Origin of the sequence: Streptomyces aurantiacus JA 4570, from assembly GCF_000414115.1 — a bacterium.
GTDB classification, from domain to species: Bacteria; Actinomycetota; Actinomycetes; order Streptomycetales; family Streptomycetaceae; genus Streptomyces; species Streptomyces aurantiacus_A.
The window spans coordinates 1-19,857 of sequence record NZ_AOPZ01000259.1; the positions used below are offsets into that span (position 1 = coordinate 1).

Here is a 19,857-nt window from a genome sequence, read left to right on the forward strand (position 1 = left end):
TCGAATCCGGTCGGGGGTACTGTGGTCTGGTCTAGACCACTAGTGGGCTATGGTGTAATTGGCAACACGAAGGTTTCTGGTTCCTTTGTTCTAGGTTCGAGTCCTGGTAGCCCAGCGCAGTAACGGCAGTACCAGCAGGCCCCCGTTGTGTAGCGGCCTAGCACGCCGCCCTCTCAACTCTCAAGGCGGTAGCGCCGGTTCGAATCCGGTCGGGGGTACGCGAGACAAGGGGCCTTCCCGTAAGGGAGGGCCCCTTCGTCGTCACTCCCCGGCGCCCCGCCCGAAGCGGCGGTTGGACTCCTCCGCCTGCGCGATGCGGCGCAGCGCGAGCAGCACCGGCTCGTACAGCACGGTGAGCGCCACGGCCGCCTCCAACTGCTCGTCCGGCGAGTCGTACCGCTCCAGCAAGTCCAGGTCGGCGACGGCCAGTTGGCGCCCCGCGCGCGCATAGGGCGCCAAGTCCTCGACGGAGCACGGATACCCGAGCCGGGAGAGCGTGCCCACCGCTGTCACCAGCATCCGGTACGCCGGCGCGTCCGCCCCGTACCCCTGGGCGTACTCCCAGTCGACCCGCTCGAGGAGCGCGTCGACGGTGCGCCGCGCGGCCGCCGTGTCGGCGTCGTCTCCGTCGGCCCCGGCGCCCGCGGGGGACTCGGGGCCGTGGGGGAGCGCCCAGACCGCCGTCCCCAGGCGGGAGTTGTGGTCCAGGGACTCGTCCTCCAGGGCGGTGAGCACCTGCCGGGCGGCCGCGATCGGCACCCGGCCCACCTGGATCAGCGCCCGCACGAGCCGCAGCCGCTGGAGGTGCTTCTCGTCGTACTCGGCCTGCGTCGCCGTCACGCGGCGGCCCGGCGGGAGCAGGCCCTCGCGCAGGTAGTACTTGATCGTGGCCGTCGAGACCCCGCTGCGCGTGCTGAGCTCCGCCAGTCGCATCGGCCCGCTTCCCCTCTCGCGCGCTCTTGCGCATCCACTTGGTGAGTGGCACTATCCAATCATGGATAGCAAAGCTATCCAATGCTTTCCGAAGGGGGAACCATCGTGAGCAGCAAGCCGATCGAAGGGCGCATGACCGCCGACGCGCAGGGCGGCGTCACCGTCTTCACCATTGGGATGCGCATCAACAACTTCCGCGCGCTTCGTAGCTGGTGGCCCGTCTTCCGGGCGATGCCGCGGATGCTCAAGGAGCTGTCCAAGGACCGGGAGCTCGGGATGCTGGGTCATCAATTGCTGTTCGGCGGCCCCCGGTTGTTCTACGTCGTCCAGTACTGGGAGTCGCCGGAGAAGCTGCTCGCCTACGCCTCCGACCAGGGCAAGGAGCACCGCCCCGCCTGGGCCGCCTTCAACCGCCGGATGCGGGAGGGCAAGGGAAAGGTCGGCTTCTGGCACGAGACGTACGTCGTGCCGGCCGGGGCCCATGAGGCGGTGTACGTCAACATGCCGGAGTTCGGCCTGGCCAAGGCCACCGGGGTGGTGCCGGTCGGCCGCAGGGGAGAGGGGGCCGCCGACCGTCTCAAGGTCGCCTGAGGGGGGCTGAGGGAACGGTTCGAGGGGACGGGTCCGAGGGAACCGGCGGGAAAGACGAGAAACGCCCGAGGGGCTGCCGCGGCGTTGAGGCGGCCCCTCGGGCGTTCCGTGTGCTGGCTGCGAGCGGTGCGGGCCTCAGCCGCCCGTGCGGCGCAGAGCCTCGGAGAGGCGTCCTGCCGCGTCGATGACCGCCTGGGCGTGCATCCGGCCCGGGTGGCGCGTCAGACGCTCGATCGGTCCGGAGACCGAGACGGCAGCCACCACGCGGTTCGACGGGCCGCGCACCGGCGCCGACACCGACGCCACCCCCGGCTCGCGCTCACCGATCGACTGCGCCCAGCCACGGCGGCGCACACCCGAGAGCGCCGTCGCCGTGAAGCGCGCGCCCTGCAGCCCCCGGTGCAGCCGCTCGGGCTCCTCCCAGGCCATCAGGATCTGCGCGGACGAACCCGCCTTCATCGTGAGCGTCGAACCGACCGGAACCGTGTCCCGCAGGCCCGAGAGCCGCTCGGCGGCGGCCACACAGATGCGCATGTCGCCCTGCCGGCGATAGAGCTGCGCGCTCTCGCCCGTCACATCCCGCAGATGGGTGAGCACCGGGCCCGCCGTCGCGAGCAGGCGGTCCTCGCCCGCCGCCGCGGCCAGCTCGGCCAGGCGCGGGCCCAGGATGAACCGGCCCTGCATGTCCCGCGCCACCATCCGGTGGTGCTCCAGAGCCACGGCCAGACGATGGGCCGTGGGTCGTGCCAGCCCGGTGGCCGCGACCAACCCGGCAAGGGTGGCGGGACCGGACTCCAGGGCGCCCAGGACAAGGGCAGCCTTGTCGAGAACGCCTACGCCGCTAGAGTTGTCCATGAAACGATACTCGCGTCTCACTCTGTGAAACGCAAGTTCAAAAAATCCGGGAACCCGCCACTCTGGAGGAGCGGTCCGCGGACCAACGGACGCGCGGCCGACGTTCCGGTACGGAAGTCACGAGGGGTACTGCGTCGGCGAACTGATTCTCTAGTTGGGCCGGCGCACGACGCCGGTCGGAGGGAAAGCGATGGGTAGGACTCTCGCGGAGAAGGTCTGGGACGACCACGTCGTCCGGCGCGCCGAAGGCGAGCCCGACCTCCTCTTCATCGATCTGCACCTGCTGCACGAGGTGACCAGCCCCCAGGCGTTCGACGGCCTCCGGCAGGCCGGCCGGCCGGTGCGGCGCCTCGATCTCACCATCGCCACCGAGGATCACAACACCCCGACCCTCGACATCGACAAGCCCATCGCGGACCCGGTCTCCCGGGCCCAGCTGGAGACGCTGCGCAAGAACTGCGCGGACTTCGGCGTCCGGCTGCACCCGCTGGGCGACGTGGAGCAGGGCGTCGTCCACGTAGTGGGACCCCAGCTGGGACTGACCCAGCCCGGCACCACGGTGGTCTGCGGCGACTCGCACACGTCCACGCACGGCGCCTTCGGCGCGCTGGCCTTCGGCATCGGCACCTCGCAGGTCGAGCACGTGCTCGCCACCCAGACGCTGCCGCTGGCCCGCCCCAGGACCATGGCCATCACCATCGACGGCGAACTGCCCGAGGGCGTCACCGCCAAGGACCTGATCCTCGCCATCATCGCCAAGATCGGCACCGGCGGCGGCCAGGGCTACATCCTGGAATACCGCGGCTCGGCCATCGAGAAGCTCTCGATGGAAGCCCGCATGACCATCTGCAACATGTCCATCGAGGCCGGCGCCCGCGCGGGCATGATCGCCCCGGACGAGACGACCTTCGCGTACATCAAGGACCGCGCGCACGCCCCGCAGGGCGCGGACTGGGACGAGGCCGTCGCGTACTGGAAGACGCTGCGCACCGACGACGACGCCGTCTTCGACGCCGAGGTCTATATCGACGCCGCCGCCCTCTCGCCGTTCGTCACCTGGGGCACCAACCCGGGCCAGGGCCTGCCCCTGTCGGGGCACGTCCCCGACCCGGCTTCGTACGAGGACGCTTCGGAGCGGCTCGCCGCCGAAAAGGCCCTGGAATACATGGGGTTGAGCGCCGGACAGCGGCTGCGCGACATCAAGGTGGACACCGTCTTCGTAGGCTCGTGCACCAACGGCCGTATCGAAGACCTGCGATCGGCGGCCGCCGTGCTCGACGGGCGCAAAGTCGCCGACGGCGTACGGATGCTGGTGGTGCCCGGCTCGGTGCGGGTCGCCCTGCAGGCCGTGGAGGAGGGCCTGGACAAGGTGTTCACCGCGGCGGGCGCCGAATGGCGGCACGCGGGTTGCTCGATGTGCCTCGGCATGAACCCCGACCAACTGGCTCCCGGCGAGCGTTCCGCGTCCACCTCCAACCGCAACTTCGAGGGCCGGCAGGGCAAGGGCGGGCGCACCCATCTGGTCTCGCCGCAGGTCGCCGCCGCCACCGCGGTCACCGGCACGCTGGCCTCGCCCGCCGACCTCGTCGACGTCCCCACCACCGCCGGAGTCTGATCAGCCATGGAAGCCTTCACCACGCACACCGGCCGGGCCGTCCCGCTGCGCCGCAGCAACGTGGACACCGACCAGATCATCCCCGCCCACTGGCTGAAGAAGGTCACCCGGGACGGGTTCGAGGACGGCCTCTTCGAGGCATGGCGCAAGGACGCCGACTTCGTGCTCAACCAGCCCGAGCGGCAGGGCGCCACGGTGCTGGTCGCCGGACCCGACTTCGGCACCGGCTCCTCCCGCGAGCACGCCGTCTGGGCGCTGCAGAACTACGGCTTCAAGGCCGTCATCTCGTCCCGCTTCGCCGACATCTTCCGCGGCAACTCGCTCAAGAACGGCCTGCTCACGGTGGTTCTGGAGCAGTCCACCGTGGCCGAGCTGTGGGCCCTGACGGAGGCGGACCCGGGGGTCGAGATCACCGTCGACCTGCACGAACGCCAAGTCCGCGCCCCTGGCGTCACGGCCGGTTTCGAGCTGGACGAGAACGCCCGCTGGCGGCTCCTGAACGGCCTGGACGACATCAGCATCACGCTCCAGAACGAGCAGGACATCGCGGCGTACGAGGCAAGCCGTCCGGCCCACAAGCCGCGCACCGTCCGGGCCGCCTGAGACGCCTCGCCGGGGTGGCCGGTCCCGGCCCCCTCATCACCCCTTCGCCGACCGGTTCCAGGACCGCCCGGCACCCGATGTACCCCCATCCGTGGACGGTTGGGGGTACATCTGTGTCCGGCCCCGTTTGCCCCCCGATGACCTGAACGGGTGGTCTCAACTGCCTTGATCCGCAGGGGAGAAGAGGCCGGAAATCCACTTGCACGCGGCGGGTGGAGGTATCCTCGAACGGGCGCCGGAGAGGGGTAGTTACCCCCTGCGGAGGCGACAACTCGCCCCAGATGGCGCAATCGGTGCATGGGACGCGACGACCAACTCGAGCTCTACGGACTCGTGGCGGACCAACTGAAGGAAGCGCACTCCCGGGTGCGCGCACTGCAAGTCCCGGAGGGCGTACGGATGGCGCTGACCCGGAAGCTGCTGGTCATTACGGCCGCGGCCAAACACGATCTCGCCGATGCGGCAAGGCGTCTGGAGCGATTGATGGCGTACCTCGACGAGGGCGACGAGGGCCGAATCCCCGAAGACGACTGAGCGGCGGGCCTCAACGGGCCTTCGAGGAACTCCTCGAGAGTCCAGGTCGTTGCGGCACAAGGGTGATTAGCCCGTTTCGTGTTTGATTTGCGGTATATATCTGCCTAACGTGCGAAAAAGCCTGGCGCATTCGCTCAGGCAATGTCTCCGAAGGGGAAGACGTGAACAAGGCGCAGCTCGTAGAAGCGATTGCCGACAAGGTCGGTGGCCGTCAGCAGGCCGCCGACGCCGTGGACGCGGTTCTGGACGCCATCGTCCGTGCCGTCGTCAGCGGCGACCGGGTTTCGGTCACCGGCTTCGGCTCGTTCGAGAAGGTCGACCGTCCGGCCCGGTACGCCCGCAACCCGCAGACCGGGGAGCGCGTTCGGGTCAAGAAGACCTCGGTGCCGCGCTTCCGCGCGGGCCAGGGCTTCAAGGACCTGGTGAGCGGCTCGAAGAAGCTCCCGAAGAACGACGTGGCGGTCAAGAAGGCGCCCAAGGGCAGCCTGTCCGGCGGCGCTTCGGCGACGGTCAAGAAGGCGGCGGCGAAGAAGGCCACCGCCAAGAAGGCCACGGCGAAGAAGACCACCGCCAAGAAGACCACCGCGAAGAAGGCCACCACCGCCAAGAAGGCGGCAACGGCCAAGAAGGCCACCGCCAAGAAGACGGCGAAGACGGCCACGGCCAAGAAGACCACGGCCAAGAAGACCGCCAAGGCGGCCACGGCGAAGAAGACCACCGCCAAGAAGGCGGCGGCCAAGAAGGCGCCCGCCAAGAAGGCCACGGCCAAGAAGGCGCCCGCCAAGAAGTCGACGGCGCGCAAGACCACCGCCAAGAAGGCCACTGCCCGCAAGAAGTAAGGGCACTGGGCACTCACGCGCCGGGCCGGGCTCCCCTCGGGGGAGCCCGGCCCGCGGCGTGTTCGGGGGCAGGTCGGGGCCGGGCCGGGGGCACGCGCGGGTGCGCGGCCCTGTGGCGCGGCTAGAACGTCTGCAGGGTGACCAGCGTGATGCGGCGCTGTTCGCCCTCGCCGGTCACCTCGATGCGTACGCGCTGGCCGGGCCTGAGCAGGCGGAGGCCGCCCGCGTCGAACGCCGGGGCGTCGAAGGGGACGGGGGTGCCGTCGTCGAGGAGGACGCTGCCGGTGCGGGTTTCGGAGTCGTACGTGTACGCGGTGGCCTGCATGGGGGAAGCGTACTCAGTCCGGGATCAGCAGCCCCGCGGCGGCGGTGGCCGTGTGCGGGCCCACGCCGAGGGCCAGCGCGGCCCGCAGGTCGTCGCCGGTGTCCACGTCCTGGCGTACGGAACCGACGGCGTCGAGACGCAGTTCCATGGCGCCGGAGTCCCGGTGGCGGGCGCGCGAGTCCGTGCCGAATTGGGGGCGCAATTCCGTGCCGGGAGCCGCGGTGAGCAGGGTCGTGCCGATTTCGGCGGCGTCCGGGAGAAAGGCCCGGGGGAATTGAGCGGCGGTATCGAGGACCCGGGCCAATTCATGGGACCGCAGCGCGGGCAGATCCGCGTTGAGGGCCGCCACGGGTGCCTGGGGGCGCCCGGCGCGCACGTGGTCCGCCGCGTGCGCCAGAGCGGCGTTGAGCCCGCCCCCGGGGGCGTCCGGGACGACGCGGGCGCCGAGCGCGGCCAGTTCGCGGCCCGCCCGGGCGTCGTCCGTGACGACCACCACATCCCGCACCGGCGGGCAGCCCACCGCCGCGGCCACCGTGTCCTGCGCGAAGGCCAGGGCCAACGCGGGCCGCAGGCCGTCGCCGGCGGCGGGCGCGAGGCGGCTCTTGGCCCGCTCAAGGGGCTTGAGCGGTATCACCAGGGTCCACTGCACGCCGGGCTCCGTCCTTCGCGTGGGCCCATTGTGACCTGCGGGAAGAAGGCGACAGAGGGCCGGGGTGCGGGGGCGGGCGCCGGTGCGGCGCGGGAATCCGCGGTGGAGAGGGGCGCGCAGGGGCGTGACGGGGAAAGGGCGGACGGGTGGGCGTACGGTGTTCTCGACAGGACGGCAGCCGGGGGCGACACTTGTGCGGCCGACCAGGCTCATGGAGGAAGGTGTCCGAGTGTCCCGCCGCAGAATCGGCTTCTGGTACCGCCTGGCGGCGGTCATCGCTAAACCGCCGCTGGTGGTTCTGATCAAGCGGGACTGGCGGGGAATGGAGAACATTCCGGCCGACGGCGGTTTTATCACCGCCGTGAACCACAATTCGCATCTCGATCCGCTCGCGTACGCCCACTTTCAGTACAACACCGGGCGGGTTCCGCGTTTCCTCGCCAAGCACGGGCTCTTCAAGAAGGGCTTCGTCGGGGCGTTCATGCGCGGCACCGGGCAGATCCCGGTCTACCGCGAGACCACCAATGCGCTGAGCGCCTTCCGGGCCGCCATCGAGGCCGTCGAGCGCGGCGAATGCGTGGCGTTCTACCCCGAGGGCACCCTGACCCGCGACCCGGACCTGTGGCCCATGACGGCCAAGACGGGCGTCGCGCGCGTCGCGCTGCAGACCAAGTGCCCGGTCGTGCCCGTCGCCCAGTGGGGCGCCAACCACGTGCTGCCGCCGTACGCGAAGAAGCCCGCCGTCCTGCCCCGCAAGACGCACCACGTGCTCGTCGGCGAGCCGGTGGACCTGCGGCGCTTCTACGACAAGGAGATGACCCCGGACCTCCTGAAGGAGGCCACCGAGGCCATCATGGCGGACATCACCGAGCTGCTCGAGGAACTGCGCGGCGAGAAGGCCCCGCAGAAGCGTTACGACCCGCGTGAGGCCCGGCTCGCGCAGCGCCGCAAGGCGAAGGCGACCGGCGCCGCCAAAGGCGCCAGCAGCCGTACGGAGCAAGGCAGTTCGGAGGAGAGCAAGTGACCCGATCCCTGAAGGCCGCCGTCTTCGGAACCGGCTCGTGGGGGACGGCCTTCGGCATGGTCCTCGCCGACGCCGGCTGCGACGTCACGCTGTGGGGCCGACGCGCCGAACTCGCCGAAGCGGTCAACTCCACCCGCACCAACCCGGACTACCTGCCGGGCGTCGAACTCCCGCGGAACCTGCGCGCGACGACCGACCCCGCCGAGGCCGCGGACGGCGCCGACTTCACCGTGCTCGCCGTGCCCTCGCAGACGCTGCGCGGCAACCTCGCCGCGTGGGCGCCGCTGCTCGCCCCCGACACGGTGCTCGTCTCGCTGATGAAGGGCGTCGAGCTCGGCTCCGCCATGCGCATGAGCGAGGTCATCGAGGACGTCACCAAGGCCCCGGCCGAACGCGTCGCCGTCGTCACGGGCCCGAACCTCGCCCGCGAGATCGCCGCCCGCCAGCCCGCCGCCGCCGTGGTCGCCTGCCGCGACGAATCGGTTGCCCAGCGCCTGCAGACCGCCTGCCACACCCCGTACTTCCGCCCGTACACCAACACCGACGTGGTCGGCTGCGAACTGGGCGGCGCCGTCAAGAACGTCATCGGTCTGGCCGTCGGCATCGCGGACGGCATGGGCCTCGGCGACAACGCCAAGGGCTCGCTCATCACGCGCGGTCTCGCCGAGACCACCCGGCTCGGCCTCGCCATGGGCGCGGACCCGCTGACGTTCTCCGGCCTCGCGGGCCTCGGCGACCTGGTGGCCACCTGCTCCTCGCCGCTCTCGCGCAACCACACCTTCGGCACCAACCTCGGCAAGGGCATGACCCTGCAGGAGACCATCGCGGTCACCAAGCAGACCGCGGAGGGCGTCAAGTCCTGCGAGTCCGTGCTGGATCTGGCCCGCAGGCACGGCGTCGACATGCCGATCACCGAGACGGTCGTGGGCATCGTGCACGAGGGCACGCCGCCCGTCGTCGCGCTCAAGGAGCTGATGTCGCGCAGCGCCAAGCCGGAACGGCGCTGAGCGCTCCGGCCGCTCCGGCGTCCGCCGCGACCGGCGGGACACCGGCGGGACACTGACCCAGCCTGGGACAGCGGGTACGCTCAACGTGATATGAGCAGCGAGAACCTCCCCCAGAGCCCTGAGCAGAGTCCCGCGCCGGGTGCCGAGCAGCCACTCCGCAAGCCGCGTGTGGCCGTCGTGTTCGGCGGCCGCAGCTCGGAGCACGGCATCTCCGTCGTCACCGCCGGCGCCGTACTGCGCGCCATCGACCGCAGCAAGTACGACGTGCTGCCCATCGGCATCACGACGGACGGGCGCTGGGCCCTGACGGCCGACGAGCCCGACCGGATGGCCATCAGCGACCGCAAGGTCCCGAGCGTCGCCGAGCTCGCCGAGTCCGAAGACGGCGGCGTCGTCCTGCCCGTCGACCCGGGCAACCGCGAGGTCGTCTACAGCGAGCCCGGCGCCGTGCCCAAGGCGCTCGGCGAGGTCGACGTGGTCTTCCCGATGCTGCACGGCCCGTACGGCGAGGACGGCACCCTCCAGGGACTCCTGGAGCTGTCCGGTGTGCCGTACGTGGGCGCGGGCGTGCTCGCCTCGGCCGTCGGCCAGGACAAGGAGTACATGAAGCGGGTCTTCACCTCCTTCGGGCTGCCCGTCGGGCCGTACCTGGTGATCCGGCCGCGCGAGTGGCAGCGCGAGGAGAAGCAGGCCCGCCAGCGCGTCGCGGACTTCGCGGGCGAGCACGGCTGGCCGCTGTTCATCAAGCCCGCGCGCGCGGGCTCGTCGATCGGCATCACCAAGGTCGACTCCTTCGACGGCCTCGACGAGGCCATCGCGGAGGCCCAGCGCCACGACCCGAAGATCATCGTCGAGGCACTCCTTCGGGGTCGCGAGATCGAGTGCGGCGTCCTGGAGTTCGAGGACGGCCCCCGCGCGAGCGTGCCCGCCGAGATCCCGCCCGTGCAGGCGCACGACTACTACGACTTCGAGGCGAAGTACATCGACTCGACGCCCGGCCTGGTGCCCGCCCCGCTGACGCCCGAGGAGACCGCCGAGGTGCAGCGGCTCGCGGTCGAGGCGTTCGAGGCGGCGTCCTGCGAGGGCCTGGTGCGCGCGGACTTCTTCCTCACGGAGGACGGCCGGTTCGTCATCAACGAGATCAACACCATGCCCGGCTTCACGCCGATCTCCATGTACCCGCAGATGTGGGAGAAGAGCGGCGTCGGCTACGCGGAGTTGGTGGACCGCCTCATCCAGGCGGCGCTCAACCGGTCCACGGGGCTGCGCTAGCTCGACGGGTCCATCGGGCCGCGCTAGGCGACACCCTTGGGGATGGTCTTCTTGATGGGCGCGGCGAAGTCCGTGAGCGGCCCCAGGCCGTCCCCCGTCCGCTCCTTCGGCAGCGTCACCTCGACGTAGGCCAGGCGCAGCCCGGTGGTGAAGACGTACGAGCCGTCGTCGCGCTTCTGCAGCAGCCAGGCGACGCCGTTCACCTTCACGCCGTCCGACTTGGCGATCTCGGGGTCGAGCATCTCCGGGGGCCGCTCCACGCCGCAGCGCAGTATGATCGCCGGGTCTCCCCACCCGGCGGTCAGGTCGGACTTGGGCCCGGGGTCGGTGCGGCCGAGTCCTTCGACCTTCTCAGGGAGCTGCTTGTGCAGGTCACGGCAGAGTCCCGCGGCTTTTGCGCCCGGGGACGGAACCACGACCGACGCCTCGTCGTCCGTTGATGAGCAGGCCGCTGTCGCGATCAGGAGTGCGAAAGCGGATGTGCCTGTGAGACAGCGGCGCCGGAGACGGGGGAAGTTCACCGGGCCAGGGTAGACGGGGGCTACAAGTGCACGACCGGGCAGGTCAGGGTTCTGGTGATGCCGTCCACTTGCTGGACCTTGGCGACCACCATGCGGCCGAGTTCGTCGACCGTGTCCGCTTGCGCGCGCACGATGACATCGTAGGGACCGGTCACGTCCTCGGCCTGGATCACTCCCGGGATCTTGCCGATCAGCTCGGCGACGGTCGACGCCTTGCCGACCTCGGTCTGGATCAGGATGTACGCCTGTACCACGGAACCTCCAGGGCGGCCACGAGGATCATGTGGGGAGAAGGGACGCCACGGTACCGCGTCGCCACTCGCCACGGGGAGACCCGGGGGAGCTGTGGCGCGCACATCGCGGCGTACGGCCGAAGAGACGGACAACAGAGGTTGACGGTCACGTCGACCGTACCGACGACAGGGACGGCTCGCGACCGCAAGCGGACCGCGGCAACCGTGGCAGAAGGAGCAGCACGCGCATGAAGGGCACCGTCGGCGAGTTGGGCGAGTTCGGGCTCATCAAGGAGCTCACCTCGCGGCTCACCTCCACTCCGGCCGTACGCCTCGGCCCCGGCGACGACGCCGCCGTCGTGGCAGCTCCGGACCGCAGGGTCGTGGCCAGCACCGACATCCTCCTGGAGGGCCGGCACTTCCGCCGCGACTGGTCCACGGCCTACGACGTCGGCCGCAAGGCCGCCGCCCAGAACCTCGCCGACATCGCGGCGATGGGCGCGGTGCCCACCGCCATCCTGCTCGGCCTCGTCGTACCCGCCGAACTCCCCGCGAGCTGGCCCACCGAGCTGATGGACGGCCTGCGGGACGAGTGCCAGGTGGCGGGCGCGGCCGTCGTCGGCGGCGATGTCGTACGCGGCGACACGATCACCGTCTCGATCACCGCGCTCGGCGACCTGCGCAACCACGAGCCCGTCACGCGCGCGGGCGCCCAGCCCGGCGACGTCGTCGCCGTCACCGGCTGGCTCGGCTGGTCCGCCGCCGGGCACGCGGTGCTCTCCCGCGGCTTCCGCTCGCCGCGCGCCTTCGTGGAGGCCCACCGCAGGCCCGAGCCGCCGTACCACGCGGGCCCCGCCGCCGCAGGGCTCGGCGCGACCTCCATGACGGACGTGAGCGACGGCCTGATCGCCGACCTCGGCCACATCGCCGAGGCCAGCAAGGTGCGCATCGACATCCGCTCCGGCGACGTGGACGTGCCCTCGCAGATGAACGACATCGGGCAGGCCGTCGGCGTCGACCCGCTCCAGTGGGTGCTCAACGGCGGCGAGGACCACGCGATCGTGGCGACGTTCCCGGCGGACGTGAAGCTGCCCGCCCGCTGGAAGGTCATCGGCGAGGTCCTCAACCCCTCGGCGCAGCCGCAGGTCACGGTGGACGGCGCGCCGTGGGCCAGCAAGGGCTGGGACCACTTCGGCGAGAGCGGGAGCGGCGAGTGACCGCGCCGCCGCGGGTGCTCACCGTCGCCGGTTCCGACTCCGGCGGCGGCGCCGGGATCCAGGCCGACCTGAAGACGATGCTCGCCCTCGGCACCCACGGCATGTGCGTCGTCACGGCCGTCACGGCGCAGAACTCCCTCGGGGTGCAAGGCGCTTGGGAGCTGCCCGTGGACGCCGTGCGCGCGCAGTACCGCAGCGTCGTCGACGACATCGGCGTCCAGGCCGTCAAGACGGGGATGCTGGGCTCCGCCGAAATCGTCGAGGCGGTCGCGGAGTTGATCGCGGGCACGGACGCCCCCGCCGTCGTCGACCCGGTCGGCGTCTCCAAGCACGGCGACGCGCTGCTCGCCGCCTCCGCCCTGGACTCCGTGCGTACGAAGCTGCTTCCGGCCGCCACGGTCGCGACGCCCAATCTCGACGAGGTGGCTCAACTCACCGGCGTCCGGGTCGAGTCGGAGGACGGCATGCGGCGCGCTGCGGCCGCCGTCCTCGCCTACGGGCCGGCGTGGGCGCTCATCAAGGGCGGCCATCTCAGCGGCGACGCCGTGGACCTGCTCACCGACGGCTCCGAGGAGCACTGGCTGCGCTCCCCGCGCCACGACAACCGGCACACGCACGGCACGGGCTGCACCCTCGCCAGCGCCGTGGCGGCGCAACTGGCGAAGGGCCGGTCCGTCCCCGAGGCCGTGGCGGCCGCCAAGGAGTACGTCACCGGGGCGATCGCCGCCGGGTTCGCGCTGGGCGGCGGGATCGGGCCCGTGGATCACGGCTGGCGGTTCAGGGAGGCATAGTCCTCCAAGGGCCGCGGGGCGTAGTCCTTGAGCGTGAGGTCGCTCGCGGCCCTCTCCGTCAGCTTCTTGAACAGGCCCGCCAGGAAGCGGGAGCTGAGCATGCGGTACGCCCGGTCACGGCTGCGGATCTTCTTCTCGGACGGTGGGGCGAGGAAGGGCCCCGCGTTGCCCGACGTCTTCTGGCAGCCCTTGGCGTAGTCGCGGATCTCCGCTTCGTACGCGGGGAAGGCGACCCGGTGATCGCCCCGCGAGGCCGCGAGTTCGCCTGCCAGGACGTACGCGCACACCAGCGCCGTGCCCGTCCCGATGCCGCCCATCGTGGCGCCGTACCCGGCATCCCCGAGCAGGACCACGCGTCCCTGCGAGAGCCGGTCGACGTGGATCTGCGCGATGGCGTCGAAGTACAGATCCTCGGCGCGCTCCAGGCCCTCCATGGCCCGTCCGGCGTGCTTCCAGGCCAGGCCGGTGAACTTCTCGGCGAGGATCTTCTTCTGCTGTTCGCGGTCGTGCCGGTCGTAGGTGAGCCGCTCGGACCTGAAGACCAGGCCGACGCCCGCCCTCTCCGGGTCTCCGTCGTAGTTGCTGAACATGACGGTGCGGCCGGGTTCGCTGTAGATGCGGGCGGTGCGGTCGAGGCCGAGGTGGTTGGGGACGTCGAAGCCCGCCACGTAGTAGCCCAGGAACCGCAGGTACCGCGACTCGTCGCCGAAGGCCAGACGGCGGGTGTGGGAGTGCAGCCCGTCGGCGCCCACGACCAGGTCGAAGCGGCGCGGAGCGCCGTGGTCGAAGGTCACATCGACGCCTTCGGAGTCCTCGGTCAGCGAGGCGATGGAGTCTCCGAACACGTACTCCACACGGTCCCTGGTGCGCTCATGGAGGATCTTGGAGAGATCGCCGCGGAAGATCTCCACGTCACCGCTCATCAGGAACGCGGGCAGATCCACCCGCTCCTTGTCGTCGGCCTCGACGATGGTCTGGCGGCCCATGTGGGTCTGGCGCCGGTGGACCTCGTCCCAGATGCCCATGCGGCGCAGCACGGTGCGGTGGACGTCGCCGCGGAAGTCCACGGCGAAGCCGCCCTCACGCAGGGCGGGCGCCTTCTCCACGACGGTGACCCGGGCGCCGTACCGGGACAGCCACAGGGCGAGCGCGGGGCCGGCGACGCTGGCGCCGGAGATGAGGACGTCCAGGTGGGCGAGCGGGGCGGCGGGCCGGATGGGGTGCGTCGTGGGCGTCTTGTGCGTCGTTTCCGTCATGTGCCGAGCTTCGGCGGGGGTGCTTACCGGCGGCGTACCGTCGTCTGACGGGGGCTGACGGGGGCTGACCGCGGGGCGCAGGCGGGGGTTCCAGGACAGGCTCTCAGCCCCGCCCGACCGCCGCCGCCCCTTCGCCGCGGCCCGCCTCGAAGGCTTTCTCGTACGCCGTCGGGCCCAGCCGCGCGCGAGCCGCCTCCTGCACCGGTACGACGTCGGGGTGGCCCTCGATCAGCGTGCCCCGGATGCCGACCGCGGCGCCCAGGAGCCGGGCGGCGTCCCGGGGGAGCGGTGCGGCGGCCGCCAACGCCTCCGCCACCTCGGCCAGTTCCCCCACCCCCGGGGCGTCCATCGCGAGCACGCGGGCCTGCTCGAACCAGTCGGCGGCCTCCTCCGCGCGGGACTCGGCGAGCGCGGTGCGGCCGAGGCCGATGAAGATCCGCGCGGTCTCCGTCACGCTGAACCAGTTCGCGGCGCACGCCTGGAGGGCCGCTTCGTAGTGCTCACGCGCGCGTGCCGTGTCGCCGCGCAGCCTGGCCACGTCCCCGAGCCCGCGCCGCGCCGTCGCCACCTTGTCGCGCACGCCCACGGTGCGGGCCCGCTCCTCCGCCTGCCGGAAGTGGTCCGCCGCGTCGTCCAGGGCGCCGTCGTGCAGCAGCACCGTGGCGCGCTGGTGCAGCAGGTCGCCGGTCTCCTCCGGGGCGCCCAGTTCCACGACGTGGGCGAGGCCCTCGTCCAGGAGCTCCAGGGCACGCGCCCGCTCCCCGCGCCAGTCGGCGAACACCGCCAGCGGGTCCAGGCAGTTGGCCATGCCCCAGCGGTCGCCGTTCTCCCGGAACGCGGCGAGCGCCCGCGCGAACGCCGCCTCGGCCTCCGGCGGCCGCCCGGCGAACAGCTCCTGGAAGCCCCGCCCGAGGTCCAGCAGGGCGCGCCCCCAAGGATGGTCGCCGACCTGTTCGCGCACCCGCTCCTCCATGGCCCGCCGCGGCCCGCCCACGAGCGACCACAGCACGATCAGGAACGGCAGCCGCAACGGCCCCTCCAGGGACGCCAGCAGGGCGTCGGCGCGCGCGAGGCGCTCCGGCTCGGCGGGGTCGTCGCCGTCCCCCACGATCGTGTTGACCAGGCACAGGACGTACTCCTCCGCGAGGCCCTCCGGAGGCCGCGGTCCGACGGCCGCCAGCAGGCCCGACGCGAGCGAGGCGCGCTCTCCGTAGTGGCCGCGCAGCCGCCAGTACCAGGACAGGGCGGCCAGCATGCGCAGCCCCGCGCGCGGGTCGGTGCGGGCGAGGTGGCGCAGCGCGGCGTCCAGGTTGCCGTGGTCGGCGGCGAGCCGGTCGAGCCAGGGGAGCTGCTCGGCGCCGTGCAGCAGCGGCGCGCCGCGCTCGGCGAGGCGCAGGAAGTACGCGGCGTGCGCGTCCCGCAGCCGGTCCGCGTCGCCCGCCTCGGCGAGCCGCCGGGCGCAGAAGGCGCGGATGGTCTCCAGCATCCGGTAACGGCCGCCCGCCGCCTCGACGAACGACTTCTCCGCGAGCGAGGCCAGCAGGTCCTCCGGGTAGGGGAGTTCGCAGACCGCCTCGACGGCGTCGAGCGTGGCCCCGGCGGGGAACACGGTCAGCCGCGCGGCCAGCTCCCGCTCCTCGTCGTCGAGCAGGTCCCAGCTCCACTCGACGACCGCGTGCAGGGTGCGGTGCCGCGGGGCCTTCGTGCGGTCGCCGCGTGAGAGGAGCCGGAAGCGGTCGTCGAGACGTGCGGCCAGCTCGTCGAGGGTGAGGGTGCGCAGCCGGGCGGCGGCCAGCTCGATGGCCAGCGGCAGCCCGTCGAGCGCCGCGCACAGGGACCGGACGAGGTCGGCCCGAACCGGCTCCCCGCCGTTGCCGGTTCGGGCCGCGAAGTCCGGGCGTACGGCCGCCGCGCGGTCCAGGAAGAGCCGGGTGGCGGGCCCGGCGGCGAGCGGCGGCACCGGGCACAGCGCCTCGCCGGTGATGCCGAGCGCCTCCCGGCTGGTGGCGAGGACGCGCACACCCGGGCAGGCGCCGAGGAGCAGTCCCGCGACCCGCGCCGCGTCGTCGACGACGTGCTCGCAGTTGTCGAGCACGAGCAGCAGTTCCCGCCCCTCCAGCGCGGCGAGCAGCCGCTCGGTGGCGTCACCCCCGCGCGCGTGGAACCCGTCGCGTACCCCGAGGGCGCCGAGGATCGCGTACGTCACCCGCTCCCCGTCGGCCAGCGGCGCCAGCTCCACGAAGCAGACGCTCCCGGACCCGCCGCCCGGGGACGCCCCCGTCGGCCCGCTCTCCCGCTCCCGCGCCGCCTCCAGGGCGAGCCGGGTCTTGCCGGTGCCGCCCGGCCCGGTGAGCGTCACCAGGCGGGCGTCGTCGAGGAGGGCGTGGACGCGGGCCAGCTCCGCGGTGCGGCCGACGAGCGGGGTGAGGGGCACGGGGACGGCGGGCGCGCGGGCCGGTTCGGCGCCGCGCAGCAGCTCCAGGTGGAGCGCGGCGAGCTCCGCCGACGGATCGGCGCCCAGCTCCCGCGCGAGGACGCCACGCGCCTCGTCGAACACCGCGAGGGCCTCCGCGGGCCGCCCGGCCGCGTGCAGTGCCCGCATCAGCTGCCCGTACAGCCGCTCGCTCAGCGGATGGGCGGCGACCAGCTCCCGCAGCTCCGGTACGAGGCCGGGGCCGCCGCCGGTCGCAAGATCGGCGTCGACGCGGTCCTGTACGGCGGCGAGCCGGAGCTCGTCGAGCCGGGCGCCGGGGGCGTGCGCCCCGGGCAGGTCGGCGAGGGCGGGCCCGCGCCACAGGCCGAGCGCCTCCTTCAGGAGGGCGGCGGCGCGGGGGTGGTCTCCGGAGGACAGTGCCCGTCGGCCCTCGCGGGCCAGGCGTTCGAAGAGGTGGGCGTCGACGTCGTCGGGGGAGACGGCGAGACGGTAGCCCGTGGCGGTGGCCTCGATGCCGACGCCCAGGCGCTTGCGCAGCCGGGACACCTGGGATTGCAGGGCGTTCGCGGCGCCTGCGGGCGGCCGCTCCCCGTACAGCCCGTCGGTCAGCCGCTCGGCGGAGACGCTCCGCCCGGCGTCCAGCAGGAGCAGGGTGAGCAGGGCACGGGGGCGGGGCCCGCCGGGGTCGACGGGGGAGCCGTCGGGGGTGCGGACGTCGAGGGGGCCGAGGATGCCGAAGCGCATCGCCAGATTCTGGCGCAGAGACGGCGAACGTACGAAAAGCCGGCCCTCCCGAAGGAGGGCCGGCTTTTCAGCAACCGGCTAGGTGGCCGCGCAGAACGTTAGCGCGAGACCTTGCCGGCCTTGATGCACGAGGTGCAGGCGTTGAGGCGCTTCGGCGTCCCGCTCACCACGGCACGCACACGCTGGATGTTCGGGTTCCAGCGACGGGGCGTACGGCGGTGCGAGTGCGAGATGTTGTTGCCGAAGCCCGGCCCCTTGCCGCAGACGTCGCAGTTGGCAGCCACGGGTCACTCCAAAGACTTCAGATGCACTTACGGTTAAACCCGGCATGCCGGGATCAGTGCAATGATCGGAGTGGCGTTGCCAGGAGGAATGGCCCGATGCGTATCGGGCAACCGGAGCAGCATACAACGACTGCTTCGGTACAACGAAACTACCATGTCCCGCCCCTGCCCCGCCCCGGCCGCCCCTCCGTCCCAGGTCTACGCTGCGTCCCATCCCGTGACGCACGACGGAGGCGTCCCGTACGCACGACGGAGCGGTCCGTGACGCTCCTAGGAGGCGACCGTTGCCGCAGAACCTCGACGCTGTCGCCGTCCGCGCCTGGAGCGCACTCGCTCTGGACGCGCTGGGGCAGGCCCGCGAGGAGATCGACGCGATCAACGTCTATCCGGTCGCGGACGGGGACACCGGGACCAACCTCTATCTGACGATGGAGTCGGCGTCCCAGGCGGTCGACGCGGCCTTCACGGGCCTCGAACCGGCCAGGCCGACGCTCGCCGAGGCGGTGCGCGCGATGGCGCACGGGGCGCTGATCGGGGCCCGCGGCAACTCGGGGACGATCCTGGCGCAGTTGCTGCGGGGGATGGCACAAGTGCTCTCGGCCGAGCCCGGCAGTGAGGCTCATCACACGGAAGGCGCGCGGCTCGCGCTCGCGCTGGGCCGCGCGTCCCAGTCCGCGTACCGGGCGGTGGCGCACCCCGTGGAGGGCACGGTCCTGACGGTCGCCAAGGCCGCCGCCGAAGCCGCTGACACCGCCGCCCCCGCCTCGCCGGACTGCGCCGCGGTGGCCCGCGCGGCGTACGAAGGCGCCTGCGCGGCGCTGGACGCGACTCCGGGGCAGCTCGCGGTGCTCGGGCGCGCGGGCGTGGTGGACGCCGGCGGACGGGGCCTGGTGGCGGTTCTGGGCGCGCTGGTGGGGGCGCTGTCGGGGGAGACCGTGCGGCCGCGTGCGGCGGCGGGCGGCCACGCGCGCGTGGAGACCGCTGAGCGGACGCAGCCGACCAGGACGCAGCCGGTCCCGGGCCGGGCGCTCCAGGGGAGCCCGGACGAGCCCGCCGCGACCGCTGGGCCGACTGCGCCCGTGACGACCACTGGGCCGACCGCGCCCGATACGACCGCTGGGCCGACCGCGCCCGCCACGTGTGCCGACCTCGCCACCGACGGAGCCGGTCCCGCCTTCGAAGTGATCTACCTCCTGGAAGCCGACGACGCCGCCGTGGACCGGCTCCGGCTGCGGCTGGACGCGCTCGGCGACTCGCTCGTGGTCGTCGGTGGCGACGGCCTGTGGAACGTCCACGTCCACGTGGACGACGCGGGCGCGGCCGTGGAGGCGGGCGTCGAGGCGGGCCGTCCGTACCGCATTCGCATCACGCACTTCGGTCTCGGCGACGCCCACACCGTACGAACGCAAGCCCCGCCCCGGGAGCGCGTCCAGCGCGGCATCGTCGCCGTCGTGCCGGGGGACGGCCTGGCCGCCCTGTACGCCGAGGCCGGGGCCACCACGGTGCCCGCGCGCGTGGGGGAGCCGCCCGCCAGCGGTGAGCTGGTCGAGGCGATCCGGCGGGCCCACGCGCGCGAGGTGGTGCTGTTGCCCAACGACGCCGGGCTGCGCCACACCGCGGCGGCCGCGGCGGAACAGGCCCGCTCCGAAGGCGTACGGGTCGCGCTGATCCCCACCCGCTCCGCGGTCCAGGGCATCGCCGCGCTCGCCGTGCACGAGCCCGACCGCCGCTTCGACGAGGACGTCGTCGTCATGACCTCGGCGGCCGGGGCGACCCGCTACGCCGAACTGGCCGTGGCCGAGCGGCAGTCGTGGACGACGGCGGGCATCTGCCAGGCCGGGGACGTGCTCGGCCTCATCGACGGGGACGTGGCGGTGATCGGCCCGGAGATCGGGCGCACCGCGACGGCCGTGCTCGACCGGATGCTGGCCTCCGGCGGCGAGATGGTCACGCTGGTCCTCGGCGAGGAGGTCTCCGACGGGGTGGCGGAGGGGTTGGAGAAACACGTACGCGACGGCCACCTGGCCGTGGACACGGTGCTGTACCGGGGCGGCCCCCAGGCCCCCTTGCTCCTCATCGGCGTGGAGTGACTTCCCAACCCGCCCGCCCTTCCTGGGGCTCCGCCCCAGA

20 protein-coding genes and 2 tRNA genes are annotated in these 19,857 nt (G+C 72.4%); 13 read left to right on the forward strand and 9 right to left on the reverse strand.

Annotated features, from left to right (window positions below; translation table 11 throughout):
• Nucleotides 1–43: 43 nt before the first annotated feature.
• Nucleotides 44–115 (forward strand) — tRNA-Gln (locus STRAU_RS23985).
• A gap of 23 nt (nucleotides 116–138) precedes the next feature.
• Nucleotides 139–218: transfer RNA gene (locus tag STRAU_RS23990), tRNA-OTHER, on the forward strand.
• A 43-nt stretch (nucleotides 219–261) separates the two neighbouring features.
• Here the strand turns inward: STRAU_RS23990 and STRAU_RS23995 are convergent.
• Nucleotides 262–933 (reverse strand): MerR family transcriptional regulator, encoded by a 672-nt coding sequence (locus STRAU_RS23995; RefSeq protein ID WP_016642974.1) that lies wholly within the window; start codon nucleotides 931–933, stop codon nucleotides 262–264.
• Nucleotides 934–1,065: 132 nt separating this feature from the next.
• On the opposite strand from STRAU_RS23995, the gene STRAU_RS24000 reads away from it, so the two are divergent.
• Nucleotides 1,066–1,524, forward strand: coding sequence for a DUF4188 domain-containing protein (locus STRAU_RS24000; RefSeq protein ID WP_037661532.1), 459 nt, complete (start codon nucleotides 1,066–1,068; stop codon nucleotides 1,522–1,524).
• 135 nt (nucleotides 1,525–1,659) lie between these two features.
• Here the strand turns inward: STRAU_RS24000 and ndgR are convergent, their stop codons facing one another.
• Complete coding sequence (ndgR, locus tag STRAU_RS24005; RefSeq protein ID WP_016642976.1) at nucleotides 1,660–2,379, reverse strand: IclR family transcriptional regulator NdgR; 720 nt, start codon at nucleotides 2,377–2,379, stop codon at nucleotides 1,660–1,662.
• Between the two features lie 190 nt (nucleotides 2,380–2,569).
• On the opposite strand from ndgR, the gene leuC reads away from it, so the two are divergent.
• The 4 genes from leuC (at nucleotide 2,570) to STRAU_RS24025 (ending at nucleotide 5,970) form a co-directional block, all read left to right on the forward strand.
• On the forward strand, nucleotides 2,570–3,994 hold the full coding sequence (gene leuC, locus STRAU_RS24010; RefSeq protein WP_016642977.1) for a 3-isopropylmalate dehydratase large subunit: 1,425 nt from the start codon (nucleotides 2,570–2,572) through the stop codon (nucleotides 3,992–3,994).
• A 6-nt stretch (nucleotides 3,995–4,000) separates the two neighbouring features.
• Entirely contained in the window at nucleotides 4,001–4,597 is a 597-nt protein-coding gene (gene leuD, locus STRAU_RS24015) for a 3-isopropylmalate dehydratase small subunit (RefSeq protein ID WP_016642978.1), read from the forward strand.
• Nucleotides 4,598–4,894: 297 nt separating this feature from the next.
• Nucleotides 4,895–5,131 (forward strand): SCO5555 family protein, encoded by a 237-nt coding sequence (locus tag STRAU_RS24020; RefSeq protein ID WP_016642980.1) that lies wholly within the window; start codon nucleotides 4,895–4,897, stop codon nucleotides 5,129–5,131.
• A 161-nt stretch (nucleotides 5,132–5,292) separates the two neighbouring features.
• Nucleotides 5,293–5,970 carry an HU family DNA-binding protein gene (locus tag STRAU_RS24025; protein ID WP_016642981.1) on the forward strand — a complete coding sequence of 226 codons (678 nt, stop codon included), beginning with the start codon at nucleotides 5,293–5,295 and terminating at the stop codon, nucleotides 5,968–5,970.
• Between the two features lie 121 nt (nucleotides 5,971–6,091).
• Here STRAU_RS24025 and STRAU_RS43840 read toward each other — a convergent pair whose 3' ends face one another.
• The gene (locus STRAU_RS43840; RefSeq protein ID WP_016642982.1) at nucleotides 6,092–6,295 is read right to left on the reverse strand and encodes a hypothetical protein; all 204 of its coding nucleotides are present in this window, start codon (nucleotides 6,293–6,295) and stop codon (nucleotides 6,092–6,094) included.
• Nucleotides 6,296–6,308: 13 nt separating this feature from the next.
• Nucleotides 6,309–6,944: a 2-phospho-L-lactate guanylyltransferase gene (gene cofC, locus STRAU_RS24035; protein WP_016642983.1), complete on the reverse strand. Its 636-nt coding sequence runs from the start codon at nucleotides 6,942–6,944 to the stop codon at nucleotides 6,309–6,311.
• Between the two features lie 229 nt (nucleotides 6,945–7,173).
• Between cofC and STRAU_RS24040 the strand changes: the two genes are divergently transcribed.
• From STRAU_RS24040 to STRAU_RS24050, 3 genes are all read left to right on the forward strand, one after another.
• On the forward strand, nucleotides 7,174–7,968 hold the full coding sequence (locus STRAU_RS24040) for a lysophospholipid acyltransferase family protein (protein WP_037661522.1): 795 nt from the start codon (nucleotides 7,174–7,176) through the stop codon (nucleotides 7,966–7,968).
• Nucleotides 7,965–8,975, forward strand: a complete 1,011-nt coding sequence (locus tag STRAU_RS24045; RefSeq protein WP_016642985.1) for an NAD(P)H-dependent glycerol-3-phosphate dehydrogenase — start codon at nucleotides 7,965–7,967, stop codon at nucleotides 8,973–8,975. Before STRAU_RS24040 ends, STRAU_RS24045 begins: the two co-directional genes overlap by 4 nt.
• 90 nt (nucleotides 8,976–9,065) lie before the next feature.
• The gene (locus tag STRAU_RS24050) at nucleotides 9,066–10,247 is read left to right on the forward strand and encodes a D-alanine--D-alanine ligase family protein (RefSeq protein ID WP_037661524.1); all 1,182 of its coding nucleotides are present in this window, start codon (nucleotides 9,066–9,068) and stop codon (nucleotides 10,245–10,247) included.
• A gap of 23 nt (nucleotides 10,248–10,270) precedes the next feature.
• Here STRAU_RS24050 and STRAU_RS24055 read toward each other — a convergent pair whose 3' ends face one another.
• Nucleotides 10,271–10,768 (reverse strand): DUF3515 domain-containing protein, encoded by a 498-nt coding sequence (locus tag STRAU_RS24055; protein ID WP_037661526.1) that lies wholly within the window; start codon nucleotides 10,766–10,768, stop codon nucleotides 10,271–10,273.
• 20 nt (nucleotides 10,769–10,788) lie between these two features.
• Complete coding sequence (locus tag STRAU_RS24060) at nucleotides 10,789–11,022, reverse strand: Lrp/AsnC family transcriptional regulator (protein ID WP_016642988.1); 234 nt, start codon at nucleotides 11,020–11,022, stop codon at nucleotides 10,789–10,791.
• A 227-nt stretch (nucleotides 11,023–11,249) separates the two neighbouring features.
• Here STRAU_RS24060 and STRAU_RS24065 point away from each other — a divergent pair, with 227 nt between their 5' ends.
• Both STRAU_RS24065 and thiD read left to right on the forward strand, forming a co-directional pair.
• On the forward strand, nucleotides 11,250–12,218 hold the full coding sequence (locus tag STRAU_RS24065; protein ID WP_016642989.1) for a thiamine-phosphate kinase: 969 nt from the start codon (nucleotides 11,250–11,252) through the stop codon (nucleotides 12,216–12,218).
• Complete coding sequence (gene thiD, locus STRAU_RS24070; RefSeq protein ID WP_037661529.1) at nucleotides 12,215–13,009, forward strand: bifunctional hydroxymethylpyrimidine kinase/phosphomethylpyrimidine kinase; 795 nt, start codon at nucleotides 12,215–12,217, stop codon at nucleotides 13,007–13,009. The genes STRAU_RS24065 and thiD overlap by 4 nt, the downstream gene beginning before the upstream one ends.
• On the opposite strand, the gene STRAU_RS24075 is transcribed toward thiD, so the two are convergent.
• The 3 genes from STRAU_RS24075 to rpmB all read right to left on the reverse strand — a co-directional run bounded on the left by STRAU_RS24075 (nucleotide 12,982) and on the right by rpmB (nucleotide 17,727).
• A complete protein-coding gene (locus STRAU_RS24075) occupies nucleotides 12,982–14,265 on the reverse strand; it encodes an FAD-dependent monooxygenase (protein WP_016642991.1) in 1,284 nt (427 codons plus the stop codon). The genes thiD and STRAU_RS24075 overlap by 28 nt on opposite strands.
• 103 nt (nucleotides 14,266–14,368) lie before the next feature.
• On the reverse strand, nucleotides 14,369–17,443 hold the full coding sequence (locus STRAU_RS24080) for an AfsR/SARP family transcriptional regulator (protein ID WP_016642992.1): 3,075 nt from the start codon (nucleotides 17,441–17,443) through the stop codon (nucleotides 14,369–14,371).
• Nucleotides 17,444–17,541: 98 nt separating this feature from the next.
• Nucleotides 17,542–17,727 carry a 50S ribosomal protein L28 gene (rpmB, locus tag STRAU_RS24085; protein WP_016642993.1) on the reverse strand — a complete coding sequence of 62 codons (186 nt, stop codon included), beginning with the start codon at nucleotides 17,725–17,727 and terminating at the stop codon, nucleotides 17,542–17,544.
• A gap of 284 nt (nucleotides 17,728–18,011) precedes the next feature.
• On the opposite strand from rpmB, the gene STRAU_RS24090 reads away from it, so the two are divergent.
• On the forward strand, nucleotides 18,012–19,817 hold the full coding sequence (locus STRAU_RS24090) for a DAK2 domain-containing protein (protein ID WP_016642994.1): 1,806 nt from the start codon (nucleotides 18,012–18,014) through the stop codon (nucleotides 19,815–19,817).
• Nucleotides 19,818–19,857 lie beyond the last annotated feature (40 nt).